Annotated in this window: 19 protein-coding genes; 14 read left to right on the top strand and 5 right to left on the bottom strand. The window is 59.7% G+C overall.

The genetic code is table 11. From position 1 onward, the window contains the following. Nucleotides 1-67 precede the first annotated feature (67 nt). The 4 genes from tsaD to ACR0IK_RS10495 are packed head-to-tail and all read left to right on the top strand — an operon-like array spanning nt 68 to nt 2,817. Nucleotides 68-1,165, top strand: a complete 1,098-nt coding sequence (gene tsaD, locus ACR0IK_RS10510; protein WP_480641440.1) for a tRNA (adenosine(37)-N6)-threonylcarbamoyltransferase complex transferase subunit TsaD — start codon at nt 68-70, stop codon at nt 1,163-1,165. Continuing rightward, nucleotides 1,162-2,124, top strand: a complete 963-nt coding sequence (locus tag ACR0IK_RS10505) for an NAD(P)H-dependent glycerol-3-phosphate dehydrogenase (protein ID WP_480641439.1) — start codon at nt 1,162-1,164, stop codon at nt 2,122-2,124. Before tsaD ends, ACR0IK_RS10505 begins: the two co-directional genes overlap by 4 nt. 1 nt (nt 2,125) lies before the next feature. Further along, nucleotides 2,126-2,395, top strand: a complete 270-nt coding sequence (locus tag ACR0IK_RS10500) for a YciI family protein (protein WP_480641438.1) — start codon at nt 2,126-2,128, stop codon at nt 2,393-2,395. Further along, a complete protein-coding gene (locus tag ACR0IK_RS10495) occupies nt 2,395-2,817 on the top strand; it encodes an EVE domain-containing protein (protein WP_480641437.1) in 423 nt (140 codons plus the stop codon). The genes ACR0IK_RS10500 and ACR0IK_RS10495 overlap by 1 nt, the downstream gene beginning before the upstream one ends. A 224-nt stretch (nt 2,818-3,041) precedes the next feature. On the opposite strand, the gene ACR0IK_RS10490 is transcribed toward ACR0IK_RS10495, so the two are convergent. Next, a complete protein-coding gene (locus tag ACR0IK_RS10490; protein ID WP_480641436.1) occupies nt 3,042-3,383 on the bottom strand; it encodes a DUF2853 family protein in 342 nt (113 codons plus the stop codon). 198 nt (nt 3,384-3,581) lie between these two features. Here ACR0IK_RS10490 and ACR0IK_RS10485 point away from each other — a divergent pair, with 198 nt between their 5' ends. Continuing rightward, nucleotides 3,582-4,229 (top strand): DUF899 family protein, encoded by a 648-nt coding sequence (locus ACR0IK_RS10485; protein WP_480641435.1) that lies wholly within the window; start codon nt 3,582-3,584, stop codon nt 4,227-4,229. Nucleotides 4,230-4,286: 57 nt separating this feature from the next. Here the strand turns inward: ACR0IK_RS10485 and ahcY are convergent, their stop codons facing one another. Both ahcY and ACR0IK_RS10475 read right to left on the bottom strand, forming a co-directional pair. Then, on the bottom strand, nt 4,287-5,675 hold the full coding sequence (ahcY, locus tag ACR0IK_RS10480; RefSeq protein WP_480592033.1) for an adenosylhomocysteinase: 1,389 nt from the start codon (nt 5,673-5,675) through the stop codon (nt 4,287-4,289). Nucleotides 5,676-5,776: 101 nt separating this feature from the next. Continuing rightward, complete coding sequence (locus tag ACR0IK_RS10475) at nt 5,777-6,091, bottom strand: hypothetical protein (RefSeq protein WP_480641434.1); 315 nt, start codon at nt 6,089-6,091, stop codon at nt 5,777-5,779. Between the two features lie 205 nt (nt 6,092-6,296). On the opposite strand from ACR0IK_RS10475, the gene ACR0IK_RS10470 reads away from it, so the two are divergent. Both ACR0IK_RS10470 and ACR0IK_RS10465 read left to right on the top strand, forming a co-directional pair. After that, nucleotides 6,297-6,890 carry an HD domain-containing protein gene (locus ACR0IK_RS10470; RefSeq protein WP_480641433.1) on the top strand — a complete coding sequence of 198 codons (594 nt, stop codon included), beginning with the start codon at nt 6,297-6,299 and terminating at the stop codon, nt 6,888-6,890. A gap of 225 nt (nt 6,891-7,115) precedes the next feature. After that, on the top strand, nt 7,116-7,685 hold the full coding sequence (locus ACR0IK_RS10465) for a CHAP domain-containing protein (RefSeq protein ID WP_480641432.1): 570 nt from the start codon (nt 7,116-7,118) through the stop codon (nt 7,683-7,685). Between the two features lie 49 nt (nt 7,686-7,734). Here ACR0IK_RS10465 and ACR0IK_RS10460 read toward each other — a convergent pair whose 3' ends face one another. Continuing rightward, entirely contained in the window at nt 7,735-8,289 is a 555-nt protein-coding gene (locus ACR0IK_RS10460; RefSeq protein ID WP_058283361.1) for an ActR/PrrA/RegA family redox response regulator transcription factor, read from the bottom strand. Between the two features lie 76 nt (nt 8,290-8,365). After that, nucleotides 8,366-8,986, bottom strand: a complete 621-nt coding sequence (locus ACR0IK_RS10455; RefSeq protein WP_480592025.1) for an SCO family protein — start codon at nt 8,984-8,986, stop codon at nt 8,366-8,368. Between the two features lie 92 nt (nt 8,987-9,078). Between ACR0IK_RS10455 and regB the strand changes: the two genes are divergently transcribed. The 7 genes from regB to addA are packed head-to-tail and all read left to right on the top strand — an operon-like array spanning nt 9,079 to nt 20,517. Next, the gene (gene regB, locus ACR0IK_RS10450; RefSeq protein WP_480641431.1) at nt 9,079-10,476 is read left to right on the top strand and encodes a sensor histidine kinase RegB; all 1,398 of its coding nucleotides are present in this window, start codon (nt 9,079-9,081) and stop codon (nt 10,474-10,476) included. A 60-nt stretch (nt 10,477-10,536) separates the two neighbouring features. Then, on the top strand, nt 10,537-12,042 hold the full coding sequence (locus tag ACR0IK_RS10445; RefSeq protein WP_480641430.1) for a PAS-domain containing protein: 1,506 nt from the start codon (nt 10,537-10,539) through the stop codon (nt 12,040-12,042). Between the two features lie 41 nt (nt 12,043-12,083). Further along, the gene (tsaE, locus tag ACR0IK_RS10440) at nt 12,084-12,557 is read left to right on the top strand and encodes a tRNA (adenosine(37)-N6)-threonylcarbamoyltransferase complex ATPase subunit type 1 TsaE (protein ID WP_480641429.1); all 474 of its coding nucleotides are present in this window, start codon (nt 12,084-12,086) and stop codon (nt 12,555-12,557) included. Next, nucleotides 12,554-13,558 carry an aminoglycoside phosphotransferase family protein gene (locus ACR0IK_RS10435; RefSeq protein ID WP_480641428.1) on the top strand — a complete coding sequence of 335 codons (1,005 nt, stop codon included), beginning with the start codon at nt 12,554-12,556 and terminating at the stop codon, nt 13,556-13,558. The genes tsaE and ACR0IK_RS10435 overlap by 4 nt, the downstream gene beginning before the upstream one ends. After that, nucleotides 13,555-14,241, top strand: a complete 687-nt coding sequence (locus ACR0IK_RS10430; protein ID WP_480641427.1) for a nucleotidyltransferase family protein — start codon at nt 13,555-13,557, stop codon at nt 14,239-14,241. The genes ACR0IK_RS10435 and ACR0IK_RS10430 overlap by 4 nt, the downstream gene beginning before the upstream one ends. Further along, nucleotides 14,234-17,161: a double-strand break repair protein AddB gene (gene addB, locus ACR0IK_RS10425; RefSeq protein WP_480641426.1), complete on the top strand. Its 2,928-nt coding sequence runs from the start codon at nt 14,234-14,236 to the stop codon at nt 17,159-17,161. The genes ACR0IK_RS10430 and addB overlap by 8 nt, the downstream gene beginning before the upstream one ends. Beyond that, a complete protein-coding gene (gene addA, locus ACR0IK_RS10420; RefSeq protein WP_480641425.1) occupies nt 17,158-20,517 on the top strand; it encodes a double-strand break repair helicase AddA in 3,360 nt (1,119 codons plus the stop codon). Before addB ends, addA begins: the two co-directional genes overlap by 4 nt. The last annotated feature ends 21 nt before the right edge of the window (nt 20,518-20,538 follow it).

Genomic DNA, 20,538 nt, shown 5'->3' with positions numbered 1-20,538 from the left:
TTGGGATTGTTTGCGTCCGCGCAGGGTGATACCCCGCTTGGCAATCAAGGTGTAGCGGATCGAGCCAATGGTGCAAACACTTACCGTCCTCGGACTGGAAAGCAGCTGTGACGACACGGCCGCCGCCGTCGTGCGCCAATCCGACGGCGCCGGGGCTGAAGTGCTGTCATCCATCGTGCATGGACAGACCGAGTTGCACAGTGCCTTTGGCGGTGTGGTCCCCGAGATCGCTGCCCGTGCCCATGCGGAAAAACTGGATATATGCGTGGTTCAGGCGCTGGAGGCCGCGGGTCTGACTTTGGCTGATATGGACGCCATCGCGGTGACCGCCGGGCCGGGCCTGATCGGCGGCGTTATGTCCGGCGTCATGTGCGCCAAGGGCTTGAGCGCCGCAACCGGCCTGCCGTTGATCGGGGTAAACCATCTGGCAGGCCACGCCCTGACGCCGCGCCTGACAGACGGGATCGCGTTCCCTTACCTGATGCTGCTGGTATCGGGCGGGCATTGCCAGTATTTGATCGCCCACGGGCCGGAGCAGTTCACCCGCCTGGGCGGCACCATTGACGATGCACCGGGCGAGGCCTTCGACAAAACCGCGCGCCTTTTGGGCCTACCGCAACCCGGCGGTCCTTCGGTCGAGACCGAAGCGCGGTCTGGCGATCCCAAACGGTTCCGCTTTCCCCGGCCGCTGCTGGACCGGCCCGGATGTGACCTCTCATTTTCCGGACTCAAAACCGCGCTGATGCGGATGCGGGACCAGATCGTCGCCGAGAAGGGCGGCCTGACCCGTCAGGACCGCGCTGATCTGTGCGCCGGGTTCCAACAAGCCATCGTGGATACTCTGGCCGAGAAAACCCGCCGCGCAATGGATCGTTATCTGGAGGAAAACCCTTCAAACCCGGTGATTGCCGTGGCGGGCGGCGTGGCCGCTAACTCCGCCATTCGGGCCGCGTTAGAGACTGTTTGCAGCGAGAGAGGGGCGTGTTTTACCGCCCCGCCTCTCTCCCTATGCACTGACAACGCGGCCATGATCGCCTATGCCGGGTTGGAGCGGTTTCGCACGGGCGCCCGCGATGGTCTGGACCTGACGGCCCGGCCCCGCTGGCCCTTGGACCAAACCAGCCCCGCCATGTTGGGCAGCGGCAAGAAAGGCGCAAAGGCATGAGTGTTTCTGTTCTGGGATCAGGGGCTTTTGGAACGGCGTTGGCAATTTCGCTGGCAGGAAACGGGCCGGTAACCCTGTGGGCGCGGAATGCGGATCAGGCCAATCTGATGCAAACCATCCGCGAGAACGCTGCGCGGCTGCCCAATGTGATTTTGCCTGAAGGTGTCTCGGTCACCTCTGATATCGCTAAGGCCGCTGACAGCCAGATGCTGCTTGTTTCGGTTCCCATGCAGAAATTGCGCGCAGCATTAACCGAACACGCTTCGGCGCTGGCCGGAAAAACGCTGGTCGCCTGCTGCAAGGGGATTGAATTGTCCACGGGCCTCGGGCCCATTTCCGTGATCCGTGAAACCATCCCGGACGCGCAACCCGCTCTTCTGACCGGGCCCAGCTTTGCCGATGACATCGCGCGAGGCCTACCCACGGCACTGACCCTGGCCTGCGCCGATGACGCCCTGAGCCAGAACCTGCAGCACGAGTTGACCACGGCCAACCTGCGCCTTTATCGCACAACCGATGTCGTTGGGGCCGAACTGGGCGGCGCGTTGAAAAACGTCATGGCCATCGGGTGCGGGGCCACCATCGGGGCGGGCCTTGGTGACAGTGCCCGCGCCGCCCTGATGACCCGCGGGTTCGCCGAAATGCAGCGGTTCGCCCTGATGCGTGGTGCGCGACCCGATACGTTGATGGGCCTGTCAGGGTTGGGGGATCTGGTACTGACCTGCTCGTCCGAACTGTCCCGAAATTACCGTTTTGGCCTGAGTTTGGGTCTGAATCGCCCCTTTGACAGCCATACGACCGTCGAAGGTGTCGCCACGGCCCGCGCCATGTCCAAGATCGCCGCGAAAGAAGGGTTGGACATGCCTATCAGCGCCACGGTGGCAGACCTGAGCCACGGCGCCTACAGTGTGGCGCAAGCCATCGAAACCCTGCTCAACCGCCCCCTCAAGGAGGAATAACATGCTGATTGCTCTCATCGCCCGTGACAAGGACGGCGCCCTGCAAACCCGGCTGGACAAACGCGCCGCCCATTTGGCCTATATCGAGGAAACCGGTGTTGTTTCTCAGGCCGGTCCGTTGCTGGACGGAGACGCGATGATCGGCTCTCTGGTGATATTGGAGGTCGAAGGCATGTCGGCCGCCGAAACCTGGGCCGAAAACGATCCCTATGCCAAGGCGGGGCTGTTCGATTCCGTCGACCTGATCCCCTGGAAGAAAGTGATCGGCTGATGGCGTACTGGCTGTTCAAATCCGAGCCGTCGACCTGGAGCTGGGACCAGCAGGTTGCCAAAGGGGATGCGGGTGAAGAATGGGACGGCGTGCGTAACTATCAGGCGCGCAATTTCATGCGGCAGATGGCGGTTGGCGATCGCGGGTTCTTTTACCACTCGCAAAAGGACAAGGCGATCGTCGGTATCGTCGAGGTCTGCGCCGAGGCCCATCCCGACAGCACCACCGAGGACGAACGCTGGGAATGCGTGGACATCAAGGCGGTGCGACCGTTCACAACGCCGGTGACTCTGGACCAGATCAAAGCAGATGAGCGCCTGGCCGAGATGGTGCTGGTGAAGAATTCGCGCCTTTCGGTTCAACCGGTCAGCGAGGCGGAATGGCAGGTAATCTGTGCCCTGAGCGACACGCAAGCGGGCTGATCAAGAAAAAAGGGAAGGCTCTGACGGATGCAGAACCTTCCCTACCCCCGCGTGCTCCCTACTCACCACACGCGTATGGAAATCTCTGGTTCTGACCGTCCTGGTCACACTTTGACCCTAGCCGGGTTTCAGCAAGCATTTCAAATACCAAGTCTTTAAAGAATAGCTCAAATACGAAACGCCCGCCGATGGGGAGGCGGGCGTTTCAATTGAAAATGAACAGTTTAGCCGTAGACGGCTTCTTTGCCGAAATGCTTGGTCAGCATGTAATAGACCACGGCGCGGTGTTTGTTGCGCTCGGACATGCCATAGGTTTCCAGCACTTTATTTATGGCTTCCATCAGTTCGGGCCCATCAGCCAAGCCCAGTTTCTTGATGAGGAAGTTGTTCTTGACCGTCTCAAGCTCGCCTTCTTGCGTGGCCGCAACGGTTGACGCGTCGGCGTCATAGATCGCCGGACCACAGCCGATGGTAACCTTGGTCAGCAGGTCCATATCAGCGTCCATCCCGCATTTTTCTTTCAGATCTGCAGCGTATTTGGCGATCAACTCGTCGCGTTTTCCCATTGTCATCTCCTGGTTCAATATTGGTTTCTGGCTACACCAGCGCCGCGAACACGGTAACGGGTGCGAAAAATAGCACAAAGGGAAAATTCTCCAGCATTCCCCCCAAAAATCACGCGGTACATCCTCGGCTTGATTTTCGCACGACATTATTTAACAATTAAGTTAAATAACGTTGCCACTTGGAATCAGGAGGACAAAATGCCCGTGTCGCTACCAAATGAGAACCCGCAATACAGAGCTGCCCGAAACACCTTGCTGAAGGCAGAAACCGAACTAAGAGCCAGTGTCGAGAACGTCGCAAACCTGCGGCGCAGCCTTCCCAAAGGAGGGGAGGTTCCGCAGGACTATACTTTCAGTTCAGAACGGGGTGAGCCTGTAAAATTGTCTTCTCTGTTCGGTTCTCATGATACGCTGGCCATCTACTCCCTCATGTATGGTCCGGAAGCACAGTCGCCCTGTCCCATGTGCTCAGCCTTCCTGGATGGGTTGAATGGGCAAATGACGCATATTTCCCAGAATATTGCCTTTGCAGTAGTGGCTCAGAACACACCGGATAAACTGGTTGGTCTCAAAACCAAGATGGGATGGAGCGATCTGCCGCTCTATTCCGCACTTGGTACAGACTATCAGCACGACTATCTGGCCCAGGCTGAGGACGGAAGCCAATTACCGATCCTGAGTATCTTTCAACGCGATCAGGGCAGTATCACTCATTTCTGGAGTTCTGAGCTGTTTTTTGAGCCCAGCGAATGGCATCCGCGGCATGTGGATGCGGCCTGGCCCCTGTGGAACATACTGGATTTCACTCCGCAGGGCCGAGGTGACTTCATACCATCGCTACGCTGACTGCAAAAGAAAACGGCGGCCGACCGGCCGCCGTTTCATTTCCGACAGAAACGGAAATCAGTAACGATAATGCTCGGGCTTGTACGGGCCTTCAGGCTTCACGCCGATGTAAGCGGCCTGCTCGTTGTCCATCTTGGTCAGTTTGACACCGATGCGGTCCAGATGCAGGCGGGCCACTTTCTCATCCAGATGCTTGGGCAGGATGTAGACCTTATTTTCGTACTCGTCACCCTTGGTGAACAGTTCGATCTGCGCCAGAACCTGGTTGGTGAACGAGGCCGACATCACAAAGGATGGGTGACCGGTGGCGTTGCCGAGGTTCAGCAGACGGCCTTCGGACAGCAGGATGATGCGGTTGCCCGAAGGCAGCTCGATCATGTCCACCTGTTCTTTGATGTTGGTCCACTTGTGATTCTTCAGGCTGGCCACCTGAATCTCGTTGTCAAAGTGGCCGATGTTGCCGACGATAGCCATGTCCTTCATCGCGCGCATATGGTCGATGCGGATCACGTCCTTGTTGCCGGTGGTGGTGATGAAGATATCCGCGCTGGCGACTTCGTCTTCCAGCAGGGTAACTTCGAACCCGTCCATCGCAGCCTGCAAGGCGCAGATCGGGTCAACTTCGGTCACTTTCACACGGGCACCAGCGCCGCGCAGCGATGCGGCCGAACCTTTGCCTACGTCGCCGTAGCCGCAAACCACTGCAACCTTGCCGGCCATCATGGTATCAGTGGCGCGGCGGATACCGTCGACCAGTGATTCTTTACAGCCGTATTTGTTGTCGAATTTCGACTTGGTGACCGAGTCGTTCACGTTAATTGCCGGGAACGGCAGGTGACCGTCTTTGACCAACTGATACAGGCGGTTCACGCCGGTGGTCGTTTCCTCGGACACGCCCTGAATCTGATCACGCATCTTGGTGAACCAGCCAGGGCTTGCTGCCATGCGCTTGGCGATCTGGGCCTTGATGACCTCTTCCTCTTCCGAACCGGGAACCGGGATGATGTCTTCACCCGCTTCGGCGCGTGCGCCCAGCAGGATGTACAGCGTCGCGTCGCCGCCATCGTCCAGAATCATGTTCGGGCCTTCGTCGAACAGGAAGGATTTGTCCAGGTAATCCCAGTGCTCTTCCAGCGTCTGGCCTTTGATGGCGAAGACGGGGATGCCTGCCTCGGCAATCGCGGCGGCGGCATGGTCCTGCGTCGAGAAAATGTTGCACGACGCCCAGCGCACATCCGCGCCCAGCGCAACCAGTGTTTCGATCAGCACAGCTGTCTGGATGGTCATGTGCAGCGAGCCGACGATCCGTGCGCCTTTCAGCGGCTTGCTCTCGCCATATTCCGCGCGCAGGGACATCAGACCTGGCATTTCGGTTTCAGCAATATCCAGCTCTTTGCGGCCGAACCCGGCCAATGAAATGTCTTTAACGATATAGTCCCCGGCCATCAGGTGCTCCATTGAGGTAAATCACGTTCCGGCTGCCCCTAGCATTCCTTGGGGCAGGTGGCAACGTTATTGGCCGGAAACGGGGTATTCCGCCGTTCAATTCAGCTGGGTTGACCCTTTAGCTTAATCTTCGGGATCGCTTCAAAAAAATCTGTGCCAACGGCGACAATACAACTAATGCCGTTCGCCTGAGTCACCAGAACCGTGTAGCTTCCGGTTTCCTTCGAGGTCCAGACCTCCATGATCGTCTGCGCACCGCGTGTTTTCTGCAATCCGCCAAAGACCAGCTCTTCTGAATAGCTGTCCTGCAGCTTGGCGATCACGTGCTCGCGCTGTGCACAACTTTGGGCAAATGCGGGTGGGGCAGTGGCGGCCATTCCAAAGGCCATGGTGATTCCAAACAGTCGCTTAAACATAGCTAGCTCCTTTCGATACGAGTTACGTTCCGAGAGGGGCACACCAGGAGGAGCATGCGCCCCCCTCAGCACAAATGTCGGTATCACCACGCGCTGGTTCAAAGCACGTCTGGTCAAGAAAAAGTTGGCAGCTGGTGATCTCGACAGGTACATCATAACACAAAAGCGCGAAACTAACGTGTCCAACTTCACATGGTATGGCGGAATGGCAACACAACCTAGGGCATGGCAAAGAATGCTGTCGGGGCGCAGGCTGGACCTGCTGGACCCGACCCCTGTGGACATCGAAATCGAAGATATCGCCCACGGACTGGCCTTTGTGGCCCGTTGGAACGGCCAAACCGCTGGCGATTTCGCCTATTCCGTGGCCGAACATTCCCTGCTGGTCGAAGAGCTTTTTGGCCGGATTGCCCCCAAAACACCGGTGAAATGGCGGCTCGCGGCCTTGTTACATGATGCGCCGGAATATGTGATCGGAGATATGATCTCACCGGTGAAATCCGCCGTCGGACCCGATTACGGCGCGCTGGATGACCGGTTGGCGGCTGCGATCCACATCCGCTTTGGCCTGCCCGCTGCAGTGCCGAAAACGGTGAAACGTCAGATCAAAAAGGCCGACAAGATCAGCGCCTGGATGGAAGCCACCCAAATCGCGGGGTTCTCCGAGGCTGAAGCGACGAAGTTCTTCGGTCGCCCGGATCAGGCGGTGATGGAGGGTTTAAGGATAACGCTTAGGCCTCCAGTTGAGGTACGAGAGGCGTATATGGCACGGCATGAGGCGTTGATATCCTTGCTATAGAATACAAACCCGTTCCAATGTCGGCTCTCCTCCCATAGTGGGCTATGTTTTCAAGCCCGGTACTAGACATTAAAGATGCAACTTACGCTTCTGCTCATTCAGGTGTCTTCTCAATCGCGGAACGAGGAACCGGCGAAATCTTGCCGTGGAATAGTCTGGCCTCTTTTCACAACCCGTAAAGTCACCGTACAACCCCATTTGTCTTGCAACGGGCAATAGAGCTTCTTGAAAAACAGCGTACGCAAAACGAACACGCGCTGGCCGCGCTTGTCCGGCTCCGCCCGAACCGCAATTGCGTTGGGGCTTTTTGGTCTGGTCTCTGCCTGCACCGATAGCCCAACCAATGCAGAACTCGATCCTGAACGTCAATCGATGGCGTTGCGCGAGGTCTCGCAAAAGCAGGCCAGAGGGCAAAGGGTATGGTGTGTTCCCTACGCACGTAGCCTCAGCGGTATCGAAATTCGCGGCAACGCAAAGGACTGGTGGGGTAAGGCGCGCAGTACTTTTGATCGAGGCAGTGAGCCGGTTGTGGGCGCGGTCATGTCGTTTCGGGCGACCCACGGGATGCCGCTTGGCCATGTGGCTGTCGTGTCCAATGTTGTCACCGACCGGGAAGTCATTGTGAACCACGCCAACTGGCACCGAAACAAGGTATCCTTGAAAATGGGGGTCAAGGACGTATCCAAACACAATGACTGGACGCTGGTTCGGGTCGAAAGCCTTCCGGGTCAGTATGGCAGCTTGTACCCAGTGAACGGGTTCATCTATCCGAACTCTGACAAGAAGACTAAATGAATATCCTCTGAACAGAAACCTGTTCAGATCGAACCCAATATACTGCTCACTATCGCGGGCTACGCTTCGCCAAAATCCGCTGCAATGTCCGACGGTGCATGTTCAAACGCCGCGCGGTCTCAGAGACGTTCCGGTCACACAGCTCATAGACACGCTGGATATGCTCCCAGCGTACACGGTCCGCGCTCATGGGGTTTTCCGGCGGCGGGGGCAGTTCGTCGCCCTTGGCAAGCAATGCGCTGGTGATGTCGGTGGCATCGGCGGGCTTTGACAGGTAATCGGTCGCGCCGATCTTTACCGCTGCCACTGCGGTGGCAATCGCGCCGTATCCGGTCAGAACCACTACCCGGCTGTCGGGGCGCTTTTCGCGCAGCACTTCAACCACATCCAGACCGTTGCCATCCTCCAACCGAAGGTCGACGACCGCGTAAGCTGGTGGACGGGCGGTGGATATTGCGCGGCCTGCGGCGACGGAGCCTGCGGTTTCAACTTCGAACCCGCGCTTTTCCATCGCTTTGGCAAGACGTCTCAGAAACGGCTCGTCATCATCCACCAGAAGCAGGGATTTATCGGGGCCGATATCGAGGTCAGAGCTGTCCGCCATATTCTGTTCTTTCCGCTATTTCACGCCTTTGGCTTAAACATGAGTAATAGCAGCGCCATTTCAAAGGTCAAACGCATCAGAGCTTGTCCAGAAAACATCCAACCTTGTCGGCCATCTGCTCGGCGGTGTCGTCGCGGTTGAAAAACTCGAGGAAGCCGTGCTCGGGCGTCACCAGGTAGGTAAAGGTGGAATGGTCGACCAGGTAGTATTCGTCGCTCTTGTCATGTGCCCGGTAATAGGTCTTGTAGGCTTGGCTGGCGGCTTTGACCTGCTCGGGCGATCCGGTCAGTGCGATGGTCTTGCCGCCAAGGTTGAAGGCAAAGTCATCTACCACCGGCGGCGTGTCACGATCCGGGTCGATCGAAATAAACAGCGGCGTCACCGATTGGCCACGCTCGGCCAGAATATCGACGGCCTCGGCGTTGCGCGACATGTCGAACGGGCAGATATCGGGGCAAAACGTATAGCCGAAATAGACCAATGTCGGTTCGGTGATCACGTCCTTGTCGGTGACCGTTTCACCCTTGCCGTTGACCAGCTCGAACGGGCCGCCAATTGCAGCAGTACCGCCCGCGATCTGCGCCGAACGGCATTGTGCGAACTGATCGTTCGATCCCGCCCCTCGCGTCAGCAGCCACATGGCGCCCAGACCGACGGCCAGAACAACGGTTGCAAGGATGGCGTAAAGACGGATCATGGCATCAATCCTGGGATGAGAGGGGTTGTTGATCGTTTCGACGCGGACACCTATCAAGATGATCAGCCGATGCAACAGGACATAATAGACCGATGGCAAATTCCAACATCACATTATGGCGCAGTCAGGAACGCAGTAGCTGGATCCGCCTGCGCACGCTGATCCTGCTGCGCTGGGTGGCCATCATCGGTCAGTTTACCGCCATCACTGTTGCGCAGCAGTATTTTCAGGTGCAGCTGGAGTTGGCGCTTTGCTATCTGGCTATCGGTATTTCGGTCATGGGCAACACGACCGCCATTCTGCTGTTCCCGAAAAACAAGCGCCTGACCGAATTCGAAAACTTTCTGATGGTGTTGTTCGACCTGTCGCAACTGGCGATCCTGTTGTACCTGACCGGCGGCCTGAACAACCCCTTTGCCCTGTTGCTGTTGGGACCAGTGACAATCTCGGCCAATGTTATGAGCACGCGTTCAACTCTGATTGTTGGTACAGTGGCAATCGTGTTGACCAGCTTACTGGCTGAGTTTCACCTTCCATTGCGCACCGAACAGGGTCTCATACTGCAGATTCCGGATATGCTTCTGTTCGGCAACTGGGCGGCGGTTGTCATCGCGATCGTGTTCATCGGGGCCTATTCTCACCGCGTCAGCGCTGAGGTGCAATCGATGTCCGAGGCGCTGGCCGCCACGCATATGGCCCTGGCGCGTGAGCAGAAACTGACCGATCTGGGCGGCGTGGTCGCAGCCGCAGCGCATGAGCTGGGCACGCCGCTGGCCACCATCAAACTGGCCAGTTCCGAACTGATCGAAGAACTGGATGACCGCCCCGACCTGAAGGACGACGCCGCTCTGATCCGCGAACAGGCCAACCGCTGCCGTGATATCCTGCGCGATATGGGCCGGGCTGGCAAAGACGACTTGCATCTGCGGCAGGCACCCCTGTCCACCGTGGTGCATGAGGCCGCCGAGCCGCACCTTCATCGGGGCAAGACCGTGCACTTTTCCGAAGGCCCGGCCGGGGATGGCGATGTGCAACAACCCTCGATCCTGCGTAAGCCCGAGATCATTCACGGGCTGCGCAACCTTATCCAGAACGCGGTGGACTTTTCCCGAGCAAATGTCTGGGTCGAGGCCGAATGGAGCACGGATCAGATCACCGTTAACATCATGGATGACGGGCGCGGGTACCCATCGCAGATGATTGGCCGGATCGGAGACCCTTTCATGCGCCGCCGCCGGGTCGAGAACGATCAAAGAACCCGCCCGGAATATGAGGGCATGGGGCTGGGCCTGTTCATCGCCAAGACCCTGCTGGAACGCAGCGGCGCCGAGCTGGATTTTGCAAACGGCGCGGACCCATACCAAACCCTATGTGACAATCCCGAGCGCCGAGGCGCGATTGTTCGTGTGTCGTGGCCGCGCAATATGGTGGATGCCCAGACTGGCGACACCCCCGTTCCGTCAGGTGAGAACCAGCAAATCCAGGTCTGAGTTAAGACCCCGTTAACCATTAACACGCATAGTTTCTTCGGTATAAGTTCCGGAGGTCGCATGGTCGACTGGATCATTTTGGCCGCGATCAGTCTGGTGTCTGCCAGCCTGGCCGTACAATGGCTTCTGCCCCGCCGACGGCACAAGGGTGACAATTTCGGATTGTCCACGCCCGCATCGCTGTATGATGCGGTGTTTCTGTTCGACGGCAACCGCCTGATCAGCCATTCCGATATCGCGCTCGAAGGGTTCGAAGCCGTCCGCGACTGGCCCGACCTGCGCCGCCTGTTAAAGCGGGATTTTCCCAGCTTTCCCGAAACCCCCGACCAAATTCGTCATCAGGGCTCGCTGGTCATTCCCCCGATCGACTGCACCGTCGAGCGGGACATTCTGTGCGAATGGGTTGACGGCATCGTCCGCGTTCAGCTTCGCGACAGCGCCGAACGCCCCACCCTGGTCCAGCGCGATGCGCAGGATCCGATCCGTCTGGCGATGGAGCAAGCTCCGTATCCTGTCTGGCTGCTGGATCATCAAGGCAATGTCCGTTGGTGCAATGCTGCCTATGTCACATTGGTCAGAAAGGTCCGTGGTCCCGATACCGATCTGACCGCGCCGCTGTTTCCCGGCGCGGACGGGGATGCGCGGTTGGGTGCAAAAACCCGCATCTCAATCTCGTCCGAGAGCAGCGAGAACAAGCTGTGGTTCGACCTGACGCTGGTCGATCACCCCGAAGGCCACCTGTGCTATGCCGTTGATATCAATGCCATTGTTGCCGCCGAAACCGCCCAGCGCAAATTCGTTCAGACCATGACGAAAACCTTTGCCCAGCTATCTATCGGGCTGGCGATTTTCGACCGCAACCGGCAACTGGCGCTGTTCAACCCGGCGCTGATTGACCTGACCACCCTGCCCCCGGACTTCCTCAGTTGCCGCCCCAGCCTGTCCAGCTTTTTCGACCGGCTGCGCGATCAGCACATGATGCCGGAACCCAAGAATTACCGCAGTTGGCGCAGCCAGATGAATGATCTGCTCGAGGCCGCCGAGGACGGGAATTATCAGGAAACCTGGTCGCTGCCTTCAGGATCGGTCTATTCGGTCAGCGGGCGCCCGCATCCCGACGGTGCGGTGGCGTTCCTGTTCGAAGATATCACCGCCGAGATTACCCTGACCCGCCGGTTCCGCTCGGAAATGGACCTGATGCAATCGGTGCTGGACAAGCTGGCCGATGCAATCGCGGTGTTCGGCGATGACGGAACGCTGGCCTTCACCAACCGCGCCTATCAAGAATTGTGGGGGGCTTCTGATGAGACCGGGTTCGAACCGGATTCCGTGCTGGACGTGACCCGTAGCTGGCAGGACCAATGTGCCGCCACACCGCTGCTGGGTGAGGTTCGCGACTTTGTCGGGATGCGCGACAAACGCGCCGAATGGTCGGGTGAGATACGTATGCGCAACGGCACCGATCTGACCTGTGTCGTCAGCCCGATGCAGAACGGCGCAACGATTGTCCGGTTCGTGGTGGAGGAGCTTGCGACAACACAGCCTATCCGCCAAATCAGCGCCTGAACCGGGTTGCAGCCGACAGGGCCTGAGGTCATTGTGACGCCATGACGTTGCACCCTCGTTCGATCACCCTGAGTTCGCCCGAAGAAACATCGCAATTCGCCGCGCGGCTGGGGGCGGAATTGCGCCCCGGCGACGTGGTGCTGCTTGAAGGTGTAATCGGCAGCGGAAAGACACATTTCGCCCGCAGCCTGATCCAATCCCTGATGACTGTGCCCGAGGATGTACCCTCGCCCACCTACACGCTGGTGCAGGCCTATGACACACCGGCGGGCGAGATCTGGCATTGCGATCTCTACCGGCTGAGCGCCGTGGAAGAGATCGAGGAGCTGGGCCTGACCGAGGCATTTGATACAGCCATCTGTCTGATCGAATGGCCCGAAAAGCTGGGTCCTCTGACCCCTGAAACTGCCCTGAAACTTAGCTTTGAAACAAATCCTGATACGATGGAAAGCCGCCATCTGACCTTGTCGTGGTCCGATCCGAAATGGCCCCGCAAGATGGAGAGCGCCGCATGACGAACCGCGCTGTGCTGGCCGAGGCGCTGATTGCACAAACACCGTGGGCCAACGCAAGGCGTGCGCCACTGGCCGGGGATGCCTCGAACCGCCGATACGAGCGTCTGACCGATCCCGAAACCGGCCGGACCGCCGTGTTGATGGACTCCCCTCCGGGGAAGGCCGAACCGGTCGAAAACTTTGTGCGTATGGCAAACCACCTGCGCTCTATCGGCCTCAGCGCGCCCGAGATTTATGCCGAGGATACGGAATTCGGCTTTCTGCTGCTGGAAGATCTGGGCGACGACCTGTTTGCCCGCGTTCTGAGGCAAGACCCAAAGATGGAGCGGCAGCTATACGAGGCCGCAACCGACGTTTTGATTGCGCTGCATCAGGCCCCCACCCTGTCTTTGCCCTCATACGGCCCATCCCTGATGACCGAGCTGGCGGCGTTGTCCTTCACCAAATACGCGCAGGCGGTTCTGGGTCAGCACGACACGGGCGCGCGGCAACAGTTCGAATACCGTTTTTCGGACATTCTGCACCAGGAAACCTCGGGGACCAAAGTGGTGATCCAGCGCGACTACCACGCCGAAAACATGGTCTGGTTACCGGGCCGTAAAGGCGTGAAACGCGTGGGTTTGCTGGATTTCCAGACCGCCATGCTGGGCCATCCGGCCTATGACCTTGTGTCGATGCTGCAGGATGTCCGCCGCGACGTAGCCCCGGGCACCGAGATGCGAATGGTCAACCGCTATATCGCCGCGACCGGGGTGAATGATCACGATTTCCGCACCGCCTATGCCGTCCTGGGGGTGCAAAGGAACCTTCGAATTCTGGGCGTGTTTGCCCGTCTGGCGACGGAATACGGTAAACCTCAGTATGTTGATTTTATCCCGGCCACGTGGGCACATCTGATGCGCGATCTGGACCACCCGGCACTTGCAACCATAGCTGATCTGCTACGTACGGCCCTGCCCGCGCCAACACCGGAAAACCTGGACAGGCTCAGACAGACATGACCCGACTTCCCGAAGCCGTGATGCTGTTTGCCGCCGGGTTTGGCACCCGCATGGCCGCGCTGACCAGAGACCGCCCAAAACCGCTGATCGAGGTCGCAGGCCGCCCCCTGATCGATCATGCGCTGGATTTGGTAGATGATCTGGGTCCGGATCGTGTCGTGGCCAATCTGCACTATCTGCCCGATCAACTTGAGGCCCATCTGGCCCCCAAAGGTGTCCTGTTGTCCCGGGAAGCACCCGAGATTCTGGAAACCGGCGGTGGGTTGCGCGCCGCATTGCCCCTGTTGGGGGCGAATCCGGTATTCACCCTGAACACCGATGCGATTTGGGCCGGGCCGAATCCTTTGACCCTGCTGCGCGATGCGTGGGATCCCGATCGAATGGATGCGTTACTGATGTGCGTACCTATCGACCAGACCATCGGGTACTCCGGCACAGGTGATTTCACCGCCGATGCCGAAGGCCGGATCACCCGTGGTCCCGGTTTGATTTATGGCGGAACGCAGATTCTCAAGACCGAGGGTCTGATGGCCATACCGGATAAAGCGTTCTCACTAAACCTGCTTTGGGATCAAATGCATAGCCAAGGTCGCCTGTTCGCGGCTACTTATCCCGGCCGCTGGTGCGATGTAGGACGGCCCGAAGGGATTACATTGGCCGAGGGGCTGATTGCGGATGTTTAAGCCCAGCGCCACACCTCGTGTCTTTGCCGTACCGCCCGGATCAGATTTTCCCAAAGCACTGGTGGATGGGCTTCACCTACGCGGCACCAAACACCCACCCGAAGCCTTGGCACGCATTCAGCTTGTCGTGAACACCCGCCGCATGGCCCGCCGCGTACGGGATCTGTTCGATCAGGGGCCCGCTTGCCTGCTGCCGCGTCTTTCACTGGTCACCGATCTAGGCGAAAGCGTCGATCTGGCGCAAATTCCACCCGCCATTCCGCCGCTTCGGCTCCGGCTGAAACTAACTCAACTAGTCGCCAAGTTGTTGGAACAGCAGCCGGATCTGGCGGCGCGGTCCTCTCTGTTCGACTTGTCCGACAGTCTGGCCGCGCTGATTGATGAGATGCAGGGCGAAGGCGTTTTGCCTGATGCAATCCGGCAGTTGGATGTCAGCGACTTGTCCGGGCATTGGGAACGCGCGCAAAAGTTCATTGGGATTGCCGATCAAATCATCGACTCCGGCCCAAATGCGCTGGACGTTCAGGCGCGGCAACGGCGTGTGGTGGAAAACCTGATCGACCGCTGGCAGGTGGCACCGCCGCTGCATCCCGTGATCCTTGCGGGTTCAACCGGGTCGCGCGGCACCACGCTGATGCTGATGGAGGCCGTCGCGCGCCTGCCCCAAGGCGCTCTGATTCTGCCCGGTTACGATTTCGATCAGCCGGATCACGTCTGGCAGGGGCTGGACGAGGCGCTGACGTCAGAAGATCACCCGCAATACCGGTTCCGCAAGCTGATGGCACGGCTTGATATGCAACCTGGTCAGATCGAACCTTGGACCGATGATCCTGCGCCCTCACCTGCCCGCAACAAATTGATTTCACTGGCGTTACGTCCCGCTCCGATCACTGATGCCTGGATGTCCGAAGGGCCGCAGTTGACCGATCTGGACGATGCCACGCAAAACCTGACACTGGTCGAGGCGCAATCCCCCCGGGCCGAGGCGCTGGTCATCGCGCTGCGACTGCGCGAAGCGGCTGAAACCGGCCAGACCGCCGCACTGATCACCCCGGACCGGATGCTGACCCGTCAGGTCAGCGCCGCGCTGGATCGTTGGAACATCCTGCCTGATGACAGTGCGGGCCTGCCGCTGCAATTGTCACCTCCGGGCCGATTCCTGCGCCATGTGGCAGGTCTGTTCGCCCGGCGGCTGGAAGGTGAGGCGCTGCTGACCCTCCTTAAACATCCGCTCTGCCATGGTGGCGGTGATCGCGGTGCACATCTGCTGCATAGCCGCGATCTTGAACTGGATTTGCGGCGTCACGGCCCACCATACCCTGACCGCGCCAGCCTGACCGCGTTCGCCATCCGCAAAGAGGTGCCCGAGAGTTGGATGCGCTGGCTGTCGACGCATTTCTGCGACCAGAATGTGAACGACGAACTGCCGTTATCGGACTGGGTGACGCGCCTGCGTATTTTGGCCGAGGCGATTTCCGCCGGTAGCGAGGGCGAAACCGGCCCGCTGTGGGAAAAAAACGCGGGTCAAAAGGCACTGTCGGTTCTGACAGCGCTAGAGGATGAGGCTGAACATGGTGGCCCGATGACCGCCCACGACTTCGCGGACCTGCTGGGTGCCTTGCTGGCCGGGGAAGAGGTCCGCGACCGCGACGCGCCGCATCCGCATATCATGATCTGGGGCACGCTTGAGGCACGGGTGCAGGGCGCCGAACTGCTGATCCTTGGGGGCCTCAACGAAGGCAGCTGGCCCGAAGCCGCTGCACCTGACCCCTGGCTGAACCGCCAGATGCGCGACAAGGCCGGGCTGTTGCTGCCCGAACGCCGCATTGGCCTGTCAGCCCACGACTTTCAACAGGCTGTCGGCGCGCCCGAGGTCTGGCTGACCCGCGCGACCCGGTCGGACGACGCCGAAACTGTGCCTTCGCGCTGGCTGAACCGGATGACGAACCTATTGCAGGGTTTGCCGGGGCAGGGTGGCCCTGTGGCTTTGTCGGCGATGCGTGGCCGTGGACAGTCGTACCTGCGTTGGTCGGAACAACTTGAAGCCGCGCCCCGGATCGACCCGGCACCGCGCCCGTCTCCACGCCCGCCGATCACCGCACGTCCGCGCCGTCTGAGCGTCACCGAAATCAAACGCCTGATCCGCGACCCGTACGCGATCTATGCCAAACATGTGCTGCGGCTGCGGCCCCTGGACCCTCTGGTTCAGGCCCCGGATGCCCTGTTGCGCGGGATTGTCATCCACGAAATCCTCGAACATTTCATCAAGGACAGTGTTTTTGACAGCGCCTTGCTGACCCGCGAGAACTTCCTGAAACGGGCCGAGACACTGCTGGATCAACATGTGGCCTGGCCCACGGCCCGCAAACTCTGGTTGGCGCGATTGGAACGCATTGCCGACGACTTTCTGACCGCCGAAACCGCCCGGCGCGGCGACGGAGGTCCGGTGGCCTTTGAGGCCGCGATGAAACTGGTGCTGAGCCCTGTGGATTTCACCATCGCAGGCCGGGCGGATCGGATCGACCACAACAGTCGCGGCGCGCTGCGGATTGTGGATTACAAGACAGGCACGCCTCCGACCGAAAGCCAGCAAGCCAAGTTCGACAAACAACTGCTGATCGAAGCTGCGATGGCCGAGCGGGGCGCCATCGACGGAATCGACCCGATCCCCGTGGCCGAGGCTTTCTTTATTGGCATGGGCGGCACGTATAAAGAGGTCACAGCCCCGTTGGCCAAGGAACCGCCCGACAAGGTTCTTGCCGAGCTGACAGAGCTTGTTTCCGCATATTTAGAGCCTGATCAAGGCTTCACATCCCGCCGAATGCTGCACAAAGACACCGACATCGGCGACTATGACCATCTGGCCCGCTTCGGCGAATGGGATCGCACCGATGAGACCGATCCAGAGGTGCTGAAATGAGTGCACGCAACGACGCAACCGAGCGGCAGGTGCAGGCCGCACGGCCCGACGCCTCGACCTGGCTGGCGGCCAATGCCGGCTCGGGCAAGACGCGGGTTTTGACCGATCGGGTGGCGCGGTTGCTGCTGGGTGGGGTGCAACCGCAGCACATCTTGTGCCTGACTTACACCAAAGCCGCTGCCAGCGAAATGCAGAACAGGCTGTTCAAACGGCTGGGTGAGTGGGCGATGTTGGGCGACAGTACGCTGCTGGCTCAACTGACCGACCTGGGCGTGCCGGGCGTCATTGACTCCGACAGGTTGGCGCAGGCCCGCACCTTGTTCGCCCGCGCCATCGAGACGCCGGGTGGGTTGAAGATTCAGACGATCCACTCGTTCTGCGCCTCACTGCTGCGCCGTTTTCCGCTGGAGGCCGGGGTCAGTCCACAATTCTCGGAAATGGAGGATCGCGCGGCGGCATTGCTGCGGGAAGAAATCGTGGAAGATTTCGCCGGAGGCCCGCAAGCCGCGCTGATCGAGGATGTCGCGCGATTCGTCACCGATACCGGGTTTGAAAACCTGACCGCGGCCATCACTCATAAACGCAACTTGTTTGCGCAACCGCTGGACTGGCGCGACCTGCAGCAACGGTTCGACCTGCCGGAGGGGCTTGATGAAGACACCCTGCAGGCCCGCGTTTTTCTGGGCGGTGAGGTTGACCTTATCCGCTCGATCCTGCCAGCGCTAACCGAAAGTGGCGGCAACAACGCCAAAGCGGCTACCAAACTGTCGGCCTTCACCGAGGCGCGGATAAGCAGCCTTACTGTACTGGAAAGCGTGTTTCTGACAGGGAAATCCGCAAAGGAACCCTTTACAGCCAAGATAAACAGCTTTCCCACCAAGGCCCTGCGCGAAGGCGCGTTGGCCGCTCAGATGCCGCAGCTGGAATCCTTCATGCTGCGCATCGAGGCCGCGCGAGAGCAGCGGTTAGCGCTGGTTGCGGCGCGCAAAACCCGTGTGCTGCACCGCTTTGCCGCTGCCTTCCTGCCGGAATATGAACGGCGCAAGCAGCTGCGCGGCTGGCTGGATTTCGACGATCTAATCCTGCGCGCGCGGCAAGTGCTGAACGACCCGGCGGTGGCGGAATGGGTGCTGTACCGTCTGGACGGTGGCATCGACCACATTCTGGTCGATGAGGCTCAGGACACCAGCCCCGACCAATGGGACGTGGTTGAAAAACTGGCGCAGGAATTCACCAGCGGGGAAGGGGCCCGTTCCGGGGTCGAGCGCACAATCTTCGTCGTCGGCGATAAGAAACAGTCGATCTATTCCTTTCAGGGCGCCGACCCGCAGGCTTTTGATCGGATGCAGGCCGAGTTTGGGCGCAGGTTGGCAGAATCAGGCTCTAAACTGTGGGATTCGACGCTGGAGTATTCGTTTCGATCCTCCAGCGCGATCCTGTCGCTGGTCGATATTATGTTCGAGAACCGCGCTGAAGCAGGGTTTCACAAGGACAGCTTGCACCGTGCCTTCAAAGCTGATCTGCCCGGTCGGGTTGATCTGTGGCCAGTGGTCGAGAAGGTGGAAGAAGACGATGATGGCGACTGGACTGATCCGGTCGATCGCCCCGGCGCGCGGCACCACACCGTCATTCTGGCCGAGAAGGTGGCCCGGTCGATCAAGGACATGATCGACCGCGGAGAGACGATCCCTGAGGATGGCGACCCGTCAGGCACATTTGTACGCCGCAAGGTGCAACCAGGGGATTTCCTGATCCTCGTGCAGCGCCGCTCCGATCTGTTTGCCGAGATCATCCGAGCGTGCAAGGCCCTGCGCCTGCCCATTGCCGGGGCTGACCGCCTGAAAGTCGGCGCCGAACTGGCCGTGAAAGACCTGGCCGCGCTGCTGAGTTTTCTGGCCACGCCCGAGGACAGCCTGTCGCTGGCGACCGTGCTGAAATCACCCTTGTTTGGTTGGAGCGAACAGCAACTTTTCGACCTAGCGCATCGGCGGCAGGAGCAATTCCTGTGGGCTGCACTACGCCAGCGCGCCGAGGAGTTTCCGAAAACACTGGAAATCCTGAACGACTTGCGCGGTCAAATCGACTTCCTGCGCCCCTATGACCTGATCGAGCGAATCCTGACCCGCCATGACGGACGGCGTAAACTGCTGGGGCGTCTGGGGGCCGAGGCCGAGGATGGCATCAACGCGCTGCTGTCGCAGGCGCTGGCTTATGAACGCACCGATATCCCCAGCCTGACCGGATTTCTCGTCTGGATGCAGACAGACGATCTGGAAATCAAGCGGCAGATGAGCGGCGTCGGCAACATGATCCGGGTGATGACGGTGCATGGATCCAAAGGGTTGGAGGCGCCGATCGTGATCCTGCCGGACACCGGCAAACGGCAGGCTCCGCGCGACGCCGAGATCATGGTGAGTGAGGGCACGCCACTGTGGAAAGTGCCTGCGGACGCATCGCCAGCCCTGATCGCCAAGGCACGAACCGAGGCGCGGGCAAGGGAGGAGAATGAACGGCTTCGGCTTCTGTATGTGGCTCTAACACGTGCTGAAAAGTGGTTAATCGTGGGCGCGGCCGGGGATGTCGGCAAGGACGGAACCAGCTGGTATCAGATGGTCGAGGCGGCGATGGCGCGGGCAGGGGCCACTCAACTGTCAGAGACTGACACGTTGCGCCTGTCCCATGCGGATTGGGACGCGCTGCCGATTGTGGAACACACTGCGGCCGAGGTTGCCCAAACTCCGCTGCCGGACCAGTTCCTGAACACCGCCACGGCACCGGAGCCGGCACCTGAAACGCTCAGCCCCTCTGATCTGGGCGGGGCCAAGGCGTTGCCCGGCGATACCGGTCAGGATGAAGAGGCCGCCAAGCTGCGCGGTACGCGTCTGCACCTGCTGTTGGAACACTTGTCGTCGGATACGCAAAAAAACTGGCCTCAGCTCTGCGCCCGGGTTCTGCCCGATATGCAGGAAGTGGACAGGCAAGAGCTACTGACCGAGGCGCAAAACGTGCTGACAGCGGACCATCTGCAAGCCGTTTTTGCAGGCGACGCACTGGCCGAGGTTCCGGTGACTGCCGAGCTGAACAGGCGGCGGATGCACGGGGTGATCGACCGGCTGATCGTGACGGATACCGAAGTGCAGGTGGTTGATTTCAAATCAAATGCCATGGTTCCCAGCAGCCCATCGGCCTGCCCCGAAGGCCTGTTGAGGCAGATGGGGGCTTATGCGCATGCGCTGGCCCAGATTTATCCGGGTCGAGAAATCCGAACGGCAGTCCTTTGGACACGAACGGCGGAGCTTATGTGGTTGCCACACGATCTTGTGACGGATGCACTGGCCCGCACCCATATATCTTGACCTTGCCATGCCCGGCCCCTA

It is taken from the genome of Ruegeria sp. BF7 (assembly GCF_056538605.1).
The sequence above is the reverse complement of the archived record's forward strand: the minus strand, read 5'-3'. Positions and strand labels throughout refer to the sequence as shown.